This window comes from Streptomyces sp. NPDC104226, assembly GCF_055584085.1.
This window is the reverse complement of the sequence record NZ_JBVJMS010000005.1, coordinates 33,796-49,127: the sequence shown is the minus strand read 5'-3', so window position 1 is coordinate 49,127 and position 15,332 is coordinate 33,796. Positions and strand designations below refer to the sequence as shown.

Here is a 15,332-nt window from a genome sequence, read left to right as displayed (position 1 = left end):
CCGCATTTCCCCGCGCCCGCCCACGCCCGCTCAGGCCAGCAGGTCGTCCACCTGCGCTTCGCCCTCCCGGTAGCGCCGGGTGATCTCCGCGCTGCAGTCGTCGGCCGTGCGCTGGAGCTGCTGGCGGCGCCGCGAGACCTGCTGCTCGTAGCGCACCAACCGGCCCATGCCCTCGTGGAGTTCCTCGTCCGTGCGCGCCCCCAGGTCCGACAGCTCCACGTCGGAGAGCATCTCGGCGGCCAGCAGCCGGTACTCCTCCCCGTGCGGGGTGCCGAGCGTGACGTGCCGCGCGGAGGCGCTGCGGCTGGAGGGGGCGTCCGCGAGGATCTCCGACAGCCGGTCCACCACCGGCGCCTCGGGATCCGTACGCCGGGCGAGCTCGGCCCGCAGGATGTCGATGCGGCCCTGGAGCAGGCGCCGGACGTAGCTCAGGTCGGCCTCGTCGCGCTGCGCGTCGCGGCGCAGCGTGCGCAGCTCCGGCAGGCCGAGCGCGGTGGTCGTCGGCGCCGGGGTGTCCGCGGTCCCGGTCCGCTGCGCGGGCGGACGCGGCGCCGAGGTCTCGGCGGACGCCACGGAGCCCGCGGGGGCGACGGCCGCCCCGGGCCCCACGGGCCCGACGGGTGTGGAAGCAGGTGCAGGTGCGGAGGTACCAGAAGTATTCATGCGTTCGTGTCCGTCCCCTCGACCGGTGCTGGGGGCACCGCCTGCGTGCATCGTGCCACTCCGCACCCTGCCGACGCAGTCGCACTCCACCCGATCGGCCCCGGACGGGTGCACGCCTGGTACACAGGTGGTATGCGAGCAGTGGTGCAGAGGGTGGACGGCGCGAGCGTCGTGGTGGCCGGCGAGACCGTCGGGGAGATCGTCGGCGAGGGACTGTGCGTCCTGGTGGGGGTGACGCACGACGACACCCCGGAGAAGGCGGAGTTGCTGGCGCGCAAGCTCTGGTCGGTGCGGATCCTGGAGGCCGAGAAGTCCTGCAGCGACGTGAACGCGCCGCTGCTGGTGATCTCGCAGTTCACCCTCTACGGAGACGCCCGCAAGGGCCGCCGCCCCACCTGGAACGCGGCCGCCGGCGGCGCCTTCGCCGAGCCGCTCGTGGACGAGGTCGTGGCGCAGCTGCGGGCGCTGGGCGCGACGGTGGAGACGGGCCGGTTCGGCGCGGACATGCGGGTCTCGCTGACCAACCACGGCCCGTTCACCATCGTCATCGACATCTAGGCGCTGCGGCGCTACGGCGCTACGACGACCTCCTGCGCGGCGGCCGTCGTACCCACCAGCAGCGGGGCGTCGACCGGGACGTTGCGCTTGACCAGCGCGAGCGCGATCGGGCCCAGCTCGTGGTGGCGGACCGAGGTGGTCACGAAGCCGAGCTGGCGGCCCTCCTCCCCGTCCGCGGCCAGGCGTACGGGCGCACCGTGCGCGGGGAGCAGCACCTCGGAGCCGTCCAGGTGCAGGAAGACCAGGCGGCGCGGCGGCTTCCCCAGGTTGTGGACGCGGGCCACCGTCTCCTGGCCGCGGTAGCAGCCCTTCTGCAGGTGCACGGCGGTGCCGATCCAGCCGAGCTCGTGCGGGATGGTGCGGTGGTCGGTCTCCAGGCCGAGCCGCGGCCGGTGCGCCTCGACGCGCAGGGCCTCGTACGCGAGGAGCCCGGCGGCCGGGCCGTGGGAGGCGGCGAAGGCCTCCAGGCCGTCGCGCGCCAGGAACACGTCGCGGCCGTACGGGGTCTCCCGTACGGCGAGTTCCTTGGGGACCTCGGCGATGGAGCCGGCCGGCAGGTGCACGACGGCGAACTCGGCGGTCCGGTCGGCGACTTCCACCCGGTAGAAGAAGATCATCGACTCCAGGTAGGCGATCAGCGCCTCCTGGGTGCCGGGCTCGACGTGCATCCACGTCGTCTCGCCGTCGTCCACGAGGTAGAGCGCGTGCTCGATGTGGCCGTTCGCGGAGAGGATCAGCGCCTCGGTGGCCTCGCCGGCCGGGAGCGCGGTGACGTGCTGAGTGATCAGCAGGTGCAGCCAGCTCAGCCGGTCCGGGCCGGTGACGGTGACGACCCCGCGGTGGGAGAGGTCCACGAAGCCTCGGCCGTCGGCGAGTGCGCGCTGTTCTCCGTACAGCTCTCCGTAGTGGGCGGCGACGCCCTCGTCGCGGCCTTCGGCCTGTACGGCGCCGGGGAGATGGAGCAAGGGGCTGCTGGTCATGCCACCAGCCTACGACCCCGCCCCGGGCACTCCTAGGGCACGCCCGGCTGGTGCCCGCGCGGTGCCCGGCCTAGGCCGTCCCTTCCGGATCTTGCCGGGCCCGCGGCGCCTGGCACCGCGCCTGGCCGCACTGCCGAGACGACCACGTACACCCAGTACGCAAGCGCCCCGGCAGCACGCCCAGCCACGGCACCAGACACCGCGGACTCGGCCGACAAGATCCGAAAGAGACGGCCTAGTGCTGCTGCTTGGCGGCGCAGTTCGTGCAGCGGCCGAAGATCGCGAAGTGCTTCATGTCGGTCTCGAAGCCGAAGGTGGCGCGGAGCTTGGAGGTGAACTCGGCGGCGATGTCCACGTCCGCCTCGATGACCTCGGTGCAGTCCCGGCAGACCAGGTGGATGTGGTGGTGCCGGTCGGCGAGGTGGTACGTGGGGGCCCCGTGCCCGAGGTGGGCGTGCGAGACCAGCTTCAGCTCCTCCAGGAGCTCCAGCGTGCGGTAGACCGTGGAGATGTTGACCCCGGAGGCCGTCTTGCGCACCTCGGCGAGGATCTCGTCCGGGGTCGCGTGCTCCAGGGCGTCCACGGCTTCCAGCACGAGCTGGCGCTGCGGGGTCAGGCGGTATCCGCGCTGGCGCAGGTCGCTCTTCCAGTCGCCGCCACCGGAGGCGGCGGCGTGCTCGGCGTGCTCGGTGCTGTCGGTGGTCACCACCCGGCCAGTGTAGGCCTCGGACCGTCGCGCGGGGAGCGGGGAGGCCGCCCCGGAAGGCGCCGCACGTGCGGGAGCCCCCGGCGGCCGGGGGCTCCTGCGCACGCTTGCCGCCGGTCGTACGGACCGGCTCGCGGCTCAGCGGAAGAAGGCGATGCCGTCGTCCGGCATGTCCGGGAGGTTGCGCGCCATCTCGGCGACCTCCTCGGGGGTGACGACCTTCTTGAGCTGGGCCGACATGTACGGGCGCAGCTCCACCTCGGGGGTGGACTTCTCGCCGACCCACATCAGGTCGCTCTTCACGTAGCCGTAGAGCCGCTTGCCACCGCTGTACGGGCCGGAGGCCGCCGTGCGGGCGACCGCGTCCGTGACGATGTCGATCTGCGGCTTCTTGTCGGCGAGCTGGCCGTACCAGACCTCGACGACGCCCTGGTCGCGGACCATGACGATCTCGACGTTGCGGTCCTTGTCGATGCGCCAGTAGCCCGACTCGGACTCCAGCGGCCGGACCTTGTTGCCCTCGGCGTCGAGCACCCAGGAGTGGGAGGTGTACTCCAGGAAGTCCCGGCCGTCGTGGCTGAAGACGACTTCCTGGCCGAAGTTGCACTTCTCCTCACCGGGGAAGTCGAAGACGCCTGCGCCTTCCCAGTTGCCGAGGAGGAAGGCGAGGGGGACGAGGCCCGGGTTCAGGTCGGACGGGATCTGGATCATGGGTGGCTGCTCAGCTCAGGCGATCTGTGGGAGGGGTTCCGGTATCCGGGGCGGTCGGCGGCAGATCCGTGGGGATCAGCGCTGGCCCTGGTAGAGCTTCTTCACGGCCAGTACGGAGAAGGCGAGGACGCCGACGCAGACCAGGACCAGCAGGGAGGTGAAGACTGCCTCAAGCACGGGGTGCTCCTCGGTGTTCTCAATGGTTTCAGGGTGGCGTTACGGGGCCGGTCCCCAAGCCTACTGGCCTGGGGACCGGGGCACCGTGTGAGGTAGGCCGTACGACGGTGCCCCCGGCTAGCGGAGCAGCTGGTTCTGCAGGACGACCGCCTGGTGGAAGGGGACGGTCGGCGACTCGCCCTTGCGGCTCTGGACGATCACGCCCTGGATGTCACCCGCCCGGATGCAGGCGAGCCTGCTCTGCTCGTCCCCCGCGGGCGCGGGCTCCTTGTACAGGCTGATGTCGCCGGACTCGGCGTAGTCGGATCCGCCGCCCTGCGCGTTGCGGGCCTTGCGCCAGTCGTCGTCGAGCCCCAGCGACACGGCGCCGTTCAGCCTCGTGTTCAGGGTGCAGCCCTGGAAGACGTCCGCGAAGCCGTCGGAGTGGAAGCGCATCAGGTAGACGTGCGTGCGCGTGCCGTCCGGGGTCGTCCACGCGCGGCCGATGATCTGGCGCAGGCCCTCGTGTTCCAGGCCCTCCTTCAGCTTGGCCCGGTCCTCGGCGAGGTACTCCTCCAGGAAGGCGTCGACGGCGACCACACCGTCCTTGTCCGCCTTGAACCCCGCCTCGGGCACGGACGTCCGCGGGGCGGGCAGGAGCAGGCTCCCGAGCGACGCGTAGTGCGTCCCGAGCGGGTTGTCCGAGGCCCTGGGCAGGGGCGCGCCCGCCGGGAGGGCCGGGCGGGTGAGCTCCGGGTAGACGAGCCGGCCGTCGGGCTGCGTGGACAGGCCCGGGATGTCGGTGCGCTCGGGCCGGGTGATCCCGTACGCGACCGCCGAGCCGACGGTGGCGAAGACGAGGACGGCGGCGGTCCAGCGGAGCGCGGCGAACAGCTTGCGGCGGTCCTTGGGCCCGGCGGGCACGGGCTCCGGGGGCGCCGCGAAGGGATCGGCGGGGGCACCGACGGCCGGAGCCACGTCGGCTGCGGCCTGCGCGGGCACGGCGTCCTGCGCGGGCACGGTGTCCTCGGGGGTCGCCGGCGCGGGTCCGGTGCTGGTCTGCTCGCTCACACGGACTCCCCGGGGGACTTCAGGTGCTTCAGCTGGTTCTTGAACAGGTGGGTGGCGTCCTTCGCGGCGAACGGCCTGGCGCCGTACATCCGGAAGCTCACCAGTACGTCGCCCTCGACGGCCAGGCAGTCGACCGTGCCGATCTTCTCGTCGTCCTTGAGCCCCTTCCGGCCGAGCACGTCCTGGATGCACTTGGCGTCCGGGAACCCGTCCACCTTGGGCGCCTCGCCGTCGCCCGGGATCAGGTCCAGGAGCTTCTTGACGGTCTCCGAGAACGCGGCGAGGGCCTTCGGGTCGGCCTGCGTGAGGTGGACCTCGGCGACCCAGCCCTCACGGGACTTGAGGTAGCTGCGCCCCGCCATCCCCTTGAGCTTCAGGTCGTCCAGAGCCTTGTCCCGTGCGGCGCGCGCGTCGCCGGAGAGCCCGCTGCGCGCTTCCTTGAACGTCGTCAGCGCCCGCTCGCCGGAGATGTAGAAGTCGTTGCCCTCCAGGTCGATGTCGGGTCCGAGCTCGTACCCGGTGGACATCGGGAGGAGCCGGGCCGTCAGTTCGTTGGTCGGCACGACGGGGGCGGGCGAGGTCTGGCCGGTGGGCCGGGGTCCGTCCGGCACCCAGTAGCGCGTCGGCGCGCTCCGGTCCGCCTGGTCCATGCGCTCCGACGCCCAGAAGCCGCCGCCCGCGAGGAGGGCGACGCCCAGCCCGCCCGCGATCAGCGCGACCGTCCTGCCGCGGGGCCTGCGCGCGGGCCGGGCGACCGGCGCCGGCTCGGGGGCCGGTTCGGGAGTCGGCACCGGCGCCGGCTCGGAGGCCGCGGCGACGTCGGGCCGCTGCTCGTCGGTCACCTGCTGTGCTCCGTTCCGCTCCTCGCTCACAGCCGCTCCCACTGACGCTTCGCGACGTCGACGAGGTGCTTCTCGTCGATGTCACCGCGGTTGTTCACGTACTTGATCTCCATGACGATGTCGCCGCGCCGGGCGATGACCCGCCCGTGGCGCACCGGGTAGTAGCCGGGCTTCTCGCTGGCCTTCGAGTCGATCCACATGTGGCCGAACTGCGCGGGGATGCCGGGGAAGTCCTTGCCCGCGTTGCCCGCGTAGTCGTCGTCGCTCATGTAGCTGTGGTCGTGCTGGTACGCGTCCGCTCCCGACCGGTCGCGGTACTGGAGCAGGCGGACCTCGAAGAACTCGCGGTCGTTCTCGGACCACTTCCGGACCGCGATGCGGCGTACGTCATGGCGGGTCTGGTAGCTGAGACCGCGGCCGGGGCTCTCGTACCAGTCCGCGGCGAACTCGTCCGGGGACTCCGGGCCCGAGCCCGTGTCCTTGCCGTTCCCGGGGACGTCCATCAGCAGCTTCGTCAGGTCGTCGTCGGTCTTGACCCAGCGGTTGGCGTTGATGGACCGCAGCGTCGTCGAGTCGTCCGGCGCGGCCGGCTTCGGGGCCTCGATCACCTGCTGCGCCAGCGGGGCCAGCGGGGTCGGTTCGCGGTCGTACTGGATCGCGTAGCCGGTGACGGTGCCCGCCAGGACGCCGAGGACGGCGGCGCCGGTGATCAGGAGGAGCGTGCGGCCGCGGCGGCGGCGGGGGGTGGCCGCAGTTGCGTCCGCAACCGCGTCCGGAGTGCCCGGTTCCGGGCTGCTCTCCCCCTCTTTCCGCTGCTCAGGGATGGTCTGTTCATGTTCCAATGGAAGTCCCCCCACAGGACTGGAGTCGCGGATCGATTGCCCGCGTACACACAAGACACTCTGCCGGGGGGAGATGTTGTGGTCATCCTTATTACATTTTTATCTCGGCCGTTTTCAGTCCTCGTGACGCCGCTTTCCGTCCAGTTCGTCCCACCACTCGTCGGACTTCGCGTCGCCCGAGGGGTCGTCCCACCAGCGGTCGTCGGGCCCGCGGCGGTTCGCGACCATCGCGGCGACCGGGGGGATGACCATGGCGACCACGCACAGCGCCACGGCGGCCTCGACGGACCACAGGCGCACGAAGGACCAGGCGGAGACGAAGAGGAACAGGCATCCGCCCATGAGCAGGAAGTAGGCGCGACGGCGCCGGGCGTACATGACTCCAGGGTAGAGCGGCCCCGCGCTCCCCGGGAGGCCCGGAACGACACGAAGGGCCGCACCCCGATCCGATGGCGTCCAACCCCCGGGGGTGCGGCCCTTCGGCCGGTCATACGGCCCTTCGGCCGGTCATACGGTCACACAGGTGCGGTGCTCAGACCGCGATCGCCACGTCCGTGACGCCGCCGGACTCGACGACGACCACGGCGCGGTCCGCCTGGCCGCCGGGCACGAGCGCGCGCAGCGTCCAGGAGCCCTCGGCCGCGTAGAAGCGGAACTGGCCGGTGGCCGAGGTCGGGACCTCGGCGGTGAACTCACCGGTCGAGTCCAGCAGGCGGACGTAGCCGCTGATGGGCTCGCCGTCCTTGGTGACCTGGCCCTGGATGGCCGTCTCACCGGGCTTCAGCGTCGAGAGGTCGGGCCCGCCGATCTTTGCTCCACACATGTTCTCTGTCCTGTCCTAGAGAGGTATGACTACGGGCGTCGCATGCCCGGAATGCTGGGTGCCGAGAACGCTGGGTACCCGGAACTACTTGTTCGGGCCGAGCTCGATCGGCACGCCGACCAGCGAGCCGTACTCGGTCCACGAACCGTCGTAGTTCTTGACGTTCTCCTGGCCCAGGAGCTCGTGCAGCACGAACCAGGTGAGCGCGGAGCGCTCACCGATGCGGCAGTAGGCGATGGTGTCCTTCGCCAGGTCGACCTGCTCGGCCTGGTAGAGGGCGGTGAGCTCCTCGTCGGACTTGAAGGTGCCGTCGTCGTTGGCGTTCTTCGACCACGGGATGTTGCGGGCGCTCGGGATGTGACCCGGACGCTGCGACTGCTCCTGCGGGAGGTGCGCCGGCGCGAGCAGCTTGCCGGAGAACTCGTCGGGCGAGCGGACGTCGACCAGGTTCTTGGTGCCGATCGCGGCGACCGCGTCGTCACGGAAGGCGCGGATCGAGGTGTCCTGGGCCTTGGCCTTGTACTCGGTGGCCGGGCGGTTCGGAACCTCGGTGCCGTCGACCAGGTCGCGGGAGTCGAGCTCCCACTTCTTGCGGCCGCCGTCGAGCAGGCGGACGTCCTGGTGGCCGTAGAGCTTGAAGTACCAGTAGGCGTAGGACGCGAACCAGTTGTTGTTGCCGCCGTAGAGGACGACGGTGTCGTCGTTGGAGATGCCCTTGGCGGAGAGGAGCTTCTCGAAGCCCTCCTGGTCCACGAAGTCGCGGCGGACCGGGTCCTGGAGGTCGCTCTTCCAGTCGATCCGGACGGCGTTGGTGATGTGGTTCTTGTCGTACGCGGACGTGTCCTCGTCCACCTCGACGATGACGACGTTCGCGTCGTTCAGGTGGGCCTCGACCCAGTCGGCGTCTACGAGGACGTCGCTGCGGCTCATGATGTTCTCCTCCGGGGCAGTGTGCGGCGGGGTGGTGCTGGTGGTGCGGAGTGCGTGCGTCCGGGTGCGCTCACGCGTCCTGTTGCGGGGAGGCTTCAGGAGGGCGGGGGCAGAGGTGGTCACACGGAAAAGCGGAAGGCCGTCGTCCGGCTATGGAGCGGGATGCGCTCACACGTCACATGGATCGACAGAGCATGGCGGCGACGCGACACAGGTCTACTGCCCGTCGCTTCGTGAGGTCCGCCTGCTGATGCTTCATAGCCATGGATCGTAGGGACGAATCGGCTGCCCTGTCACCGCCGTGTCATATTCCGAGACGGGATCGTCCGTATCGTGGGATAGGAATCCTCGACGATCTTCCGGTGCGGGGCGCCCGGGGCCCCGGAGAGCCGTCCCATCTGCGGATCGGACCCTCGCGTCTCACTATCCGGCCAGCGCCAGATTCGTACCGCCCAGCGTGAGCTCCAGACCCGCCTCGTCCGAGGTCAGCGCGGTCAGCTGGACCCCCGACGGCAGACCGCCGTCGATCCGCCGGTCGAAGTCGGTCTTCTTGCGCACCACGGCCTCGATCCCGGGCAGGCCCTCACCCGGCACCTCGTCGGCGCGGACCCGGAGCATCTTCCCGCCCTTCCCGCCGTCGGCGTCGACCAGCGAAACCGTCGAGATCACGCTGCGGCTCAGCGTCCTGCCGAGGAACTCCACGCTCGCGGTGACCTTCAGCTTGCCCGGCGCACCGCCGTAGGCGACCTTCACCCCGGGCTGGGCGGCCGCCGTCAGGTCGGCGTACGAGACCAGGGCCGAGCCCTTGGCGGACCGGGCGGTGCCGCCGTCGTAGTCCCCGTTCAGCTCCACCCCCCGGAAGGCCACCCGCAGCCGGGACAGGTGCGTCGTACGGCCGTCGGCGGTCTCGACATTGGCGGTGGCCACCTTCAGGTCCACCTGGTCGAGGTCGCGGGAGAGCGCCTGGGTCAGGAAGGGGAACCCCTGGATGCCCACCTCCACCCCCGACAGGCCCTGCCGGGACTGGATCCGCTCCGCCATCCGGTCCTCGGCATAGCCGGCCGCCCAGCGGTCCACCCCGACGAACACGCCACCGAGGACCACTCCGATGATCACCACGACACGCAGGACACGCACGTGCCCACCCCCCAGACGATTGGTACGTCGGCCCAGTGGACCATGTCCGGCCGTGAGGGCGCTGTGAGCTGATGCGACGACGCCCGCCCCGGGCGAGCGGGGCGGGCGTCCGGAAGGGCGTCAGGGAAGGACCGGAGGGGAGGCCGCGGCCTCAGCCCACCACCCGGCCGATCAGGTAGACCGCCGGTGCCGCCGCGGCCAGCGGCAGCGCGACACCGGCCGTCATGTGGACGAACTTCGACGGGTAGTCGTACGCCGCCACGCGCAGCCCGATCAGCGCGCACACACCGGCCGCCAGGCCGATCAGCGCACCGCCCGCGCCGACGGACGTCAGCCCGCCGACCGCGATGCCCGCACCGGCCGCGGCGGCCAGCGAGACGCCGACCGAGGGCGCGGTGGGCAGCGGGAGCGCGCGGGCGAAGACGGCCACCGCCACGGCGGCGGCCCCCACGCTCGCCGCGGCGGAATCCGCCGCGAGGTAGCCGGCGCAGACGATGGCCAACGCGGCCGAGGCCACCGAGGCCATCAGCCCGTACATCCGCTCGTCCGGATCGGCGTGGCTGCGCAGCTGGAGCACCAGCGTCAGCAGCACCCAGGCGCCGAGGGTGCCGACGATCGCGCCGGGGCCGTACGGCTCGTCCACCGCGAGCACGGCCCCGTCGGCGACGACCGCCCCGGCGAAGGCCAGGGCGATGCCCTGACGGGCCGGCCACATGCCGTTGAGCCGGAACCAGCCCGCCGCGGTGAGGCCCTGGAGGGCGATCAGCGGCGCGAGCAGCGCGAACTCGCCCAGAGCGGCGGCGGCCGCGAGGACCAGCCCGAGGGCGGCCGTCAGTATGGCCGACTGCGGCCCGGGATCGATGATCGGCGAGCGGCCTTCGGCGCGGGCCTGGGCCGGGTCCACGGCGCGCAGCGTGTTGCCGGCGAGGGTGGGCGGCGACCAGGCGGGCTCCTCCTCGGCGGCCGGGCCGGCCACCGCGTCCGCGGCGGGAGCCCCGCCCGGGACCTCGGCCGCCTGCTGCGGGAGGTACGGGGCCTGCTCCGCGATCCACTCCTGGCCGGGGGCCGGGGCCTGCGCCTGGGCGTAGGCCGGGTCGGGATGGGCCTGGTCGGGGTGGGCCGGCGGCGGGTACGCCGTCTCCCCCCACTGCTGCTGCGTCCCGGGCTGCCCGGCCTGCGGGTAGCCGGCCGGCGCCGCGTAGGGATCCGCGTACGGGTCGGCGTACGCCTGCTGCTGCCCCCACTCCTGGCCGGAGACGGACGCCTGGGGCTGCTGGTGCTGCGCCTGCTGCTGGTGCTGCGCCTGCGGCTCGTCGCGGAACCAGCCCTCGGGGGCCACCGGGTACTGCGCCGGCACGCCCTCCAGCGGGGCCTGGACCGGCTGGTACGAGGTGTCCCACGTCGGAGCCTGCCAGGTCTGGGTCCCGTACGGATCGGGCTGCCCTTGCTGCTGCTGTTGCTGCAGTTGTTGCTGCTGTTGCAGTTGCTGCTGCTGTTCCTCAGGCGTGCTCGGTGTAGTCATCGGGCTCCGCTCACCCGCCCGCGAACGGCGGGAGCACCTCGACGGTGCCCCCCTCGGTCAGCTCGACGGAATCGTGCGGGCGCTTGCCCACCGGCTCTTCGTTCACCAGGAAGGAGCAGCGCAGCAGGACCCGGGTCAGCTCCCCGGGGTGGCGTTCCCGCACGGCGTCGAGCGCCTCGGCCAGTGTCCGCGCCGAGTACGGCTCCTCCGCCGTCTTGGCCGCGGCCTTCGCCGCCGCCCAGTAGCGGATGGTTCCGGTTGCCACTGCACGCTCCTCTCGTCGGCGCTCTGCCGTCGGCCTCCATCATGACCCCTCCCGCGCCCGATCCCGGCGTGCCTCCGCGCGCCCCGCGTGCGCCCGGGCGGCCCTCAGGGGGTCCGCCGATCCGGTGAAACCGGTTCATATGCAGGTCCCGGGGGTGGTGGGAACCACAGAAGTGGAAGGTTCGAAGCCTCGGCCCGGCCGGGGAGGGTGGGCTATTCTGCTGGCGTGAGGATCCGGGCAACGTAGCCCCCGGGTCCTTTTGTGCTTTCAGCACGTTGAACGGACCGAGAACAGTGGTATCCATCCGGACCTCAGGGCGCGGGGACCGGACGGATACCAGGCAAGCCGTACGAAGCAGTGCCGCGAACGTCCTCGACGGGACCGAGGAGGAACCGACGTGATGGACCAGCGAACCGTCGTGCAAGTGCAGGTGCGGGCAGAGGTACAGGCGCACGCACCTGCGCACGCACACCACCAGCACCCCCGCTCGACCCGGGCGGGTGGTCGGGCATGAGCTCACTCCTGCTCCTGACCAACGCCCTCCAGCCCTCGACCGAGGTCCTGCCGGCCCTCGGCCTGCTGCTCCACAGCGTCCGGGTGGCCCCGGCCGAGGGCCCCGCCCTCGTGGACACCCCGGGCGCCGACGTGATCCTCGTCGACGGCCGCCGCGACCTCCCCCAGGTGCGGTCGCTGTGCCAGCTGCTGCGCTCCACGGGACCCGGCTGCCCGCTGATCCTCGTCGTCACCGAGGGCGGCCTCGCGGCCGTCACCGCCGACTGGGGCATCGACGACGTCCTCCTCGACACCGCGGGACCGGCCGAGGTCGAAGCGCGGCTGCGCCTGGCCACCGGCCGCCAGCAGCTCGGCTCGGACGACTCCCCGATGGAGATCCGCAACGGCGACCTGTCGGTCGACGAGGCGACGTACTCGGCGAAGCTGAAGGGCCGGGTCCTGGACCTGACCTTCAAGGAGTTCGAGCTCCTGAAGTACCTCGCCCAGCACCCGGGCCGGGTTTTCACCCGTGCGCAGCTCCTCCAGGAGGTCTGGGGCTACGACTACTTCGGCGGCACCCGCACCGTCGACGTGCACGTACGGCGACTGCGCGCGAAACTCGGGCCCGAGCACGAGTCGCTGATCGGTACCGTCCGCAACGTCGGGTACCGCTTCGTCACCCCGGAGAAGGTGGAACGGGCGGCGGCGGAAGCGGCCGCGCAGGCGGCGACGAAGGCGGCGGCCGAGGCCTCCGCGCGGGCCGCCGCGGCACTCACCCGGATGGACTAGGGAGCCCGCGGGAACGACCTCCTCCGGACGCCCTGCCCAGAGGTAGGTCACCCCGCGTAGACTTCCGCGCGTGGCCAAGGTGACGCGGGATGACGTGGCACGACTTGCGGGAACTTCTACCGCCGTCGTGAGCTACGTCATCAACAACGGACCCAGGCCGGTTGCCCCGGCCACGCGCGAGCGTGTCCTCGCCGCGATCAAGGAACTGGGCTACCGCCCGGACCGGGTCGCGCAGGCGATGGCCTCGCGCCGCACCGACCTCATAGGCATGATCGTCCCCGATGCCCGCCAGCCGTTCTTCGCGGAGATGGCGCACGCGGTCGAGCAGGCCGCCGCCGAGCGCGGAAAGATGGTGCTGGTCGGCAACTCCGACTACCGCACCGAGCGCGAGGTCCACTACCTGCGGGCCTTCCTCGGGATGCGGGTCTCCGGCCTGATCCTGGTCAGCCAGGGCATGAGCGAGCAGGCAGCCTCCGAGATCGAGGCCTGGGACGCCCGCGTGGTCCTCCTCCACGAGCGCCCCGAGGCCATCGACGACGTCGCCGTCGTCACCGACGACATCGGCGGCGCGCAGCTCGCCACCCGGCACCTCCTGGAGCACGGGCACGCGTACGTCGCCTGCATCGGCGGCATCGAGAACACCCCGTCCGTGGGCGACCCCGTGGCCGACCACGTCGAGGGCTGGCGCCGGGCCATGCAGGAGGCCGGCCGCTCGACCGAGGGCCGGATCATCGAGGCCCCGTACAACCGCTACGACGCGTACAAGGTCGCCCTGGAGGTCCTCGCCAAGCCGGACCGGCCGACGGCGATCTTCTGCGCCACCGACGACCAGGCGATCGGCGTCCTGCGCGCCGCGCGCGAGCTGCGCATCGACGTCCCCGGCGACCTGGCCGTGGCCGGCTTCGACGACGTGAAGGAGGCGGCCCTCACGGACCCGCCCCTGACCACCGTCGCCTCGGACCGCCCGGCGATGGCCCGCGCGGCGGTGGACCTCGTCCTGGACGACGGCCTGCGCGTGGCGGGCTCCCGCCGCGAACGCCTCAAGCAGTTCCCCTCGGCCCTGGTCATCCGCCGCAGCTGCGGCTGCCGCTAGGCGCTGGCCGCTCTCCTGACCCGTCCCCCGCGCGCGGCGCCGTACCCGGGCGTCGGCTCACGCGTGCGGGCGTAGCCGGCCCGCCGGCGTCTGAGCCCCGGGGTCCGGGGCGCAAGCCCCAGGGGGTCCGGGGCACAACCCCGGGGGGCCGGGGCACAAGCCCCAGGGGGTCCGGGGCACAGCCCCGGGGGGTCCGGGGCACAGCCCCAGGGGGTCCGGGGCACAGCCCCAGGGGGTCCGGGGCACAGCCCCAGGGGGTCCGGGGCACAGCCCCAGGGGGTCCGGGGCACAGCCCCGGGGAACGGGCGAAGGGCGGGTAGGGGACTTCGCCCCGCAGGGCCGACCCACCCGCACCCGCCCACCCGGCCGGCTCGGCCTTATATCGGGCATACACGGTTCTGTCGGGCTTCTCAGCGGGGACTCAGGAAGCTCTCATCATCGGCGGACAGAGTCATACCCATGACCGAGAACCTCCGCCGCGAAGGCGAGTACCCCCAGGAAAACCGCCCCACGCAGCCCGCCGCCCCCTGGGGCGAGGACTGGCAGCGCGGACGTGACCGGCTCGCGCAGGAGGCCGCGTACCCGCCGCCGCCCGCCTACCCCCCGGCCGCCCCGGCCCCCGGCTGGCACGAGGCCCACACGCCCCCCGTCATCCAGGGCGAGACCGTCCCCCAGCACCACGCCGGCGGCAACGGCGGCAACGGCAACGGCGGCTGGGCCACCTGGGGCGAGGCCGCCCCGGCAGCCCCCGCCCCGCAGGGCCACGGCCGCGCCCGCGCCAAGCGCCCGGTCGCCCTCCTCGCCGCCGTGGCCCTCGCGGCCGCCGTCGTCGGCGGCGGAACGGCGGCCGCCGTCCAGCAGATGCTGAACAAGAACCACGGCACCGGCGGCGGCTTCAGCGGCAACAACATCTCCCAGTCGAGCAACGGCACGGTCGCCGGCGTCGCCGAGAACGTCAGCCCCTCCGTCGTCCGCATCGACACCCGCACCGGCTCCGGCCAGGGCACCGGCTCCGGCGTCGTGATCACCGCCGACGGCGAGATCGTCACCAACAACCACGTGATCGACGGCGCGAGCCAGATCCAGGTGACGATGAGCGACGGCAAGAAGTACAACGCGAAGATCGTCGGCACGGACCCGGACAAGGACCTCGCCCTCATCAAGCTGGAAGGCGCGAGCGGCCTCAAGCCCGCCAGCCTCGGCAACTCCGACAACGTCAAGGTCGGCGACGAGGTCGTCGCCATCGGCTCCCCCGACCGCCTCACCGGCACGGTCACCAGCGGCATCGTCTCCGCGCTCAACCGCGAGGTGAACGTCCCGAAGTCGGAGCAGAAGCAGCAGTCCCCCCAGGACGGCTTCCCCTTCTCCTACGGCGGCCAGCAGTTCAACGGGAACACCGGCACGGACACCACCTCGTACAAGGCCATCCAGACCGACGCCTCCCTCAACCCGGGCAACTCCGGCGGCGCGCTGGTCAACATGAACGGCGAGATCGTGGGCATGCCCTCCGCGATCTACTCCCCCTCCAGCGGCAGCGGCTCCGCCGGCAGCGTCGGCCTCGGCTTCGCCATCCCCGTCAACACCATCAAGGCCGACCTCCCCTCCCTCCGCAAGGGCGGCCCGGGCGGTGCGGGCAACAGCGCCGACAGCGGCACCGGCAACACCGCGAACGGTTTCGGGACCTCCTTCTAGCCCGCCTTCCGCCCCGCCTTCCCGCCCGCCCGTGCGAGCCTGGTAGGAGACCGACCACCA

At 72.1% G+C, this 15,332-nt stretch carries 18 protein-coding genes; 4 read left to right on the top strand and 14 right to left on the bottom strand.

Annotated elements, in window-relative coordinates; genetic code table 11:
- Positions 1–30: 30 nt before the first annotated feature.
- A complete protein-coding gene (locus tag ACZ60J_RS16610; RefSeq protein ID WP_469682535.1) occupies positions 31–663 on the bottom strand; it encodes an RsiG family protein in 633 nt (210 codons plus the stop codon).
- Positions 664–795: 132 nt separating this feature from the next.
- Between ACZ60J_RS16610 and dtd the strand changes: the two genes are divergently transcribed.
- Complete coding sequence (dtd, locus tag ACZ60J_RS16605) at positions 796–1,221, top strand: D-aminoacyl-tRNA deacylase (protein WP_250744592.1); 426 nt, start codon at positions 796–798, stop codon at positions 1,219–1,221.
- An 11-nt stretch (positions 1,222–1,232) separates the two neighbouring features.
- On the opposite strand, the gene ygfZ is transcribed toward dtd, so the two are convergent.
- The 13 genes from ygfZ to ACZ60J_RS16540 all read right to left on the bottom strand — a co-directional run bounded on the left by ygfZ (position 1,233) and on the right by ACZ60J_RS16540 (position 11,206).
- Positions 1,233–2,201 carry a CAF17-like 4Fe-4S cluster assembly/insertion protein YgfZ gene (gene ygfZ / locus ACZ60J_RS16600; protein ID WP_469682534.1) on the bottom strand — a complete coding sequence of 323 codons (969 nt, stop codon included), beginning with the start codon at positions 2,199–2,201 and terminating at the stop codon, positions 1,233–1,235.
- A gap of 235 nt (positions 2,202–2,436) precedes the next feature.
- Positions 2,437–2,910 carry a Fur family transcriptional regulator gene (locus ACZ60J_RS16595; RefSeq protein WP_469682532.1) on the bottom strand — a complete coding sequence of 158 codons (474 nt, stop codon included), beginning with the start codon at positions 2,908–2,910 and terminating at the stop codon, positions 2,437–2,439.
- A gap of 135 nt (positions 2,911–3,045) precedes the next feature.
- Positions 3,046–3,618 carry a heme-binding beta-barrel domain-containing protein gene (locus ACZ60J_RS16590; RefSeq protein ID WP_469682531.1) on the bottom strand — a complete coding sequence of 191 codons (573 nt, stop codon included), beginning with the start codon at positions 3,616–3,618 and terminating at the stop codon, positions 3,046–3,048.
- A gap of 294 nt (positions 3,619–3,912) precedes the next feature.
- Positions 3,913–4,845 carry a hypothetical protein gene (locus ACZ60J_RS16585; RefSeq protein WP_469682529.1) on the bottom strand — a complete coding sequence of 311 codons (933 nt, stop codon included), beginning with the start codon at positions 4,843–4,845 and terminating at the stop codon, positions 3,913–3,915.
- Positions 4,842–5,717 carry a hypothetical protein gene (locus ACZ60J_RS16580; RefSeq protein ID WP_469682527.1) on the bottom strand — a complete coding sequence of 292 codons (876 nt, stop codon included), beginning with the start codon at positions 5,715–5,717 and terminating at the stop codon, positions 4,842–4,844. The genes ACZ60J_RS16585 and ACZ60J_RS16580 overlap by 4 nt, the downstream gene beginning before the upstream one ends.
- Positions 5,714–6,529, bottom strand: coding sequence for a hypothetical protein (locus ACZ60J_RS16575; RefSeq protein ID WP_469682525.1), 816 nt, complete (start codon positions 6,527–6,529; stop codon positions 5,714–5,716). The genes ACZ60J_RS16580 and ACZ60J_RS16575 overlap by 4 nt, the downstream gene beginning before the upstream one ends.
- Before the next feature lie 114 nt (positions 6,530–6,643).
- Entirely contained in the window at positions 6,644–6,907 is a 264-nt protein-coding gene (locus ACZ60J_RS16570; protein WP_250744599.1) for a DUF3099 domain-containing protein, read from the bottom strand.
- Positions 6,908–7,061: 154 nt separating this feature from the next.
- On the bottom strand, positions 7,062–7,352 hold the full coding sequence (locus tag ACZ60J_RS16565) for a DUF1416 domain-containing protein (protein WP_469682523.1): 291 nt from the start codon (positions 7,350–7,352) through the stop codon (positions 7,062–7,064).
- An 84-nt stretch (positions 7,353–7,436) separates the two neighbouring features.
- On the bottom strand, positions 7,437–8,282 hold the full coding sequence (locus ACZ60J_RS16560) for a sulfurtransferase (protein WP_254386601.1): 846 nt from the start codon (positions 8,280–8,282) through the stop codon (positions 7,437–7,439).
- 175 nt (positions 8,283–8,457) lie between these two features.
- A complete protein-coding gene (locus tag ACZ60J_RS16555; protein ID WP_350206375.1) occupies positions 8,458–8,541 on the bottom strand; it encodes a putative leader peptide in 84 nt (27 codons plus the stop codon).
- Positions 8,542–8,705: 164 nt separating this feature from the next.
- On the bottom strand, positions 8,706–9,419 hold the full coding sequence (locus ACZ60J_RS16550) for an LmeA family phospholipid-binding protein (protein ID WP_469682521.1): 714 nt from the start codon (positions 9,417–9,419) through the stop codon (positions 8,706–8,708).
- 151 nt (positions 9,420–9,570) lie between these two features.
- On the bottom strand, positions 9,571–10,941 hold the full coding sequence (locus tag ACZ60J_RS16545; RefSeq protein ID WP_469682520.1) for a hypothetical protein: 1,371 nt from the start codon (positions 10,939–10,941) through the stop codon (positions 9,571–9,573).
- Between the two features lie 10 nt (positions 10,942–10,951).
- Entirely contained in the window at positions 10,952–11,206 is a 255-nt protein-coding gene (locus ACZ60J_RS16540) for a MoaD/ThiS family protein (protein WP_112449116.1), read from the bottom strand.
- Positions 11,207–11,716: 510 nt separating this feature from the next.
- On the opposite strand from ACZ60J_RS16540, the gene ACZ60J_RS16535 reads away from it, so the two are divergent.
- The 3 genes from ACZ60J_RS16535 to ACZ60J_RS16525 all read left to right on the top strand — a co-directional run bounded on the left by ACZ60J_RS16535 (position 11,717) and on the right by ACZ60J_RS16525 (position 15,272).
- The gene (locus ACZ60J_RS16535) at positions 11,717–12,487 is read left to right on the top strand and encodes a response regulator transcription factor (RefSeq protein WP_243339450.1); all 771 of its coding nucleotides are present in this window, start codon (positions 11,717–11,719) and stop codon (positions 12,485–12,487) included.
- 70 nt (positions 12,488–12,557) lie between these two features.
- Complete coding sequence (locus ACZ60J_RS16530; protein WP_469682518.1) at positions 12,558–13,580, top strand: LacI family DNA-binding transcriptional regulator; 1,023 nt, start codon at positions 12,558–12,560, stop codon at positions 13,578–13,580.
- Positions 13,581–14,039: 459 nt separating this feature from the next.
- Positions 14,040–15,272 carry a S1C family serine protease gene (locus ACZ60J_RS16525; RefSeq protein ID WP_469682516.1) on the top strand — a complete coding sequence of 411 codons (1,233 nt, stop codon included), beginning with the start codon at positions 14,040–14,042 and terminating at the stop codon, positions 15,270–15,272.
- Positions 15,273–15,332: the final 60 nt, after the last annotated feature.

What these genes read in the sequence shown, in the direction of transcription:
- ACZ60J_RS16535 (WP_243339450.1), top strand. Translation starts at nt 11,717, where the DNA reads ATGAGCTCACTCCTGCTCCTGACCAACGCCCTCCAGCCCTCGACCGAG.
- ACZ60J_RS16560 (WP_254386601.1), bottom strand. Translation starts at nt 8,282, where the DNA reads ATGAGCCGCAGCGACGTCCTCGTAGACGCCGACTGGGTCGAGGCCCAC.
- ACZ60J_RS16570 (WP_250744599.1), bottom strand. Translation starts at nt 6,907, where the DNA reads ATGTACGCCCGGCGCCGTCGCGCCTACTTCCTGCTCATGGGCGGATGC.
- ACZ60J_RS16525 (WP_469682516.1), top strand. Translation starts at nt 14,040, where the DNA reads ATGACCGAGAACCTCCGCCGCGAAGGCGAGTACCCCCAGGAAAACCGC.
- ACZ60J_RS16565 (WP_469682523.1), bottom strand. Translation starts at nt 7,352, where the DNA reads ATGTGTGGAGCAAAGATCGGCGGGCCCGACCTCTCGACGCTGAAGCCC.
- ACZ60J_RS16555 (WP_350206375.1), bottom strand. Translation starts at nt 8,541, where the DNA reads ATGAAGCATCAGCAGGCGGACCTCACGAAGCGACGGGCAGTAGACCTG.
- ACZ60J_RS16590 (WP_469682531.1), bottom strand. Translation starts at nt 3,618, where the DNA reads ATGATCCAGATCCCGTCCGACCTGAACCCGGGCCTCGTCCCCCTCGCC.
- ACZ60J_RS16545 (WP_469682520.1), bottom strand. Translation starts at nt 10,941, where the DNA reads ATGACTACACCGAGCACGCCTGAGGAACAGCAGCAGCAACTGCAACAG.
- ACZ60J_RS16610 (WP_469682535.1), bottom strand. Translation starts at nt 663, where the DNA reads ATGAATACTTCTGGTACCTCCGCACCTGCACCTGCTTCCACACCCGTC.
- dtd (WP_250744592.1), top strand. Translation starts at nt 796, where the DNA reads ATGCGAGCAGTGGTGCAGAGGGTGGACGGCGCGAGCGTCGTGGTGGCC.
- ygfZ (WP_469682534.1), bottom strand. Translation starts at nt 2,201, where the DNA reads ATGACCAGCAGCCCCTTGCTCCATCTCCCCGGCGCCGTACAGGCCGAA.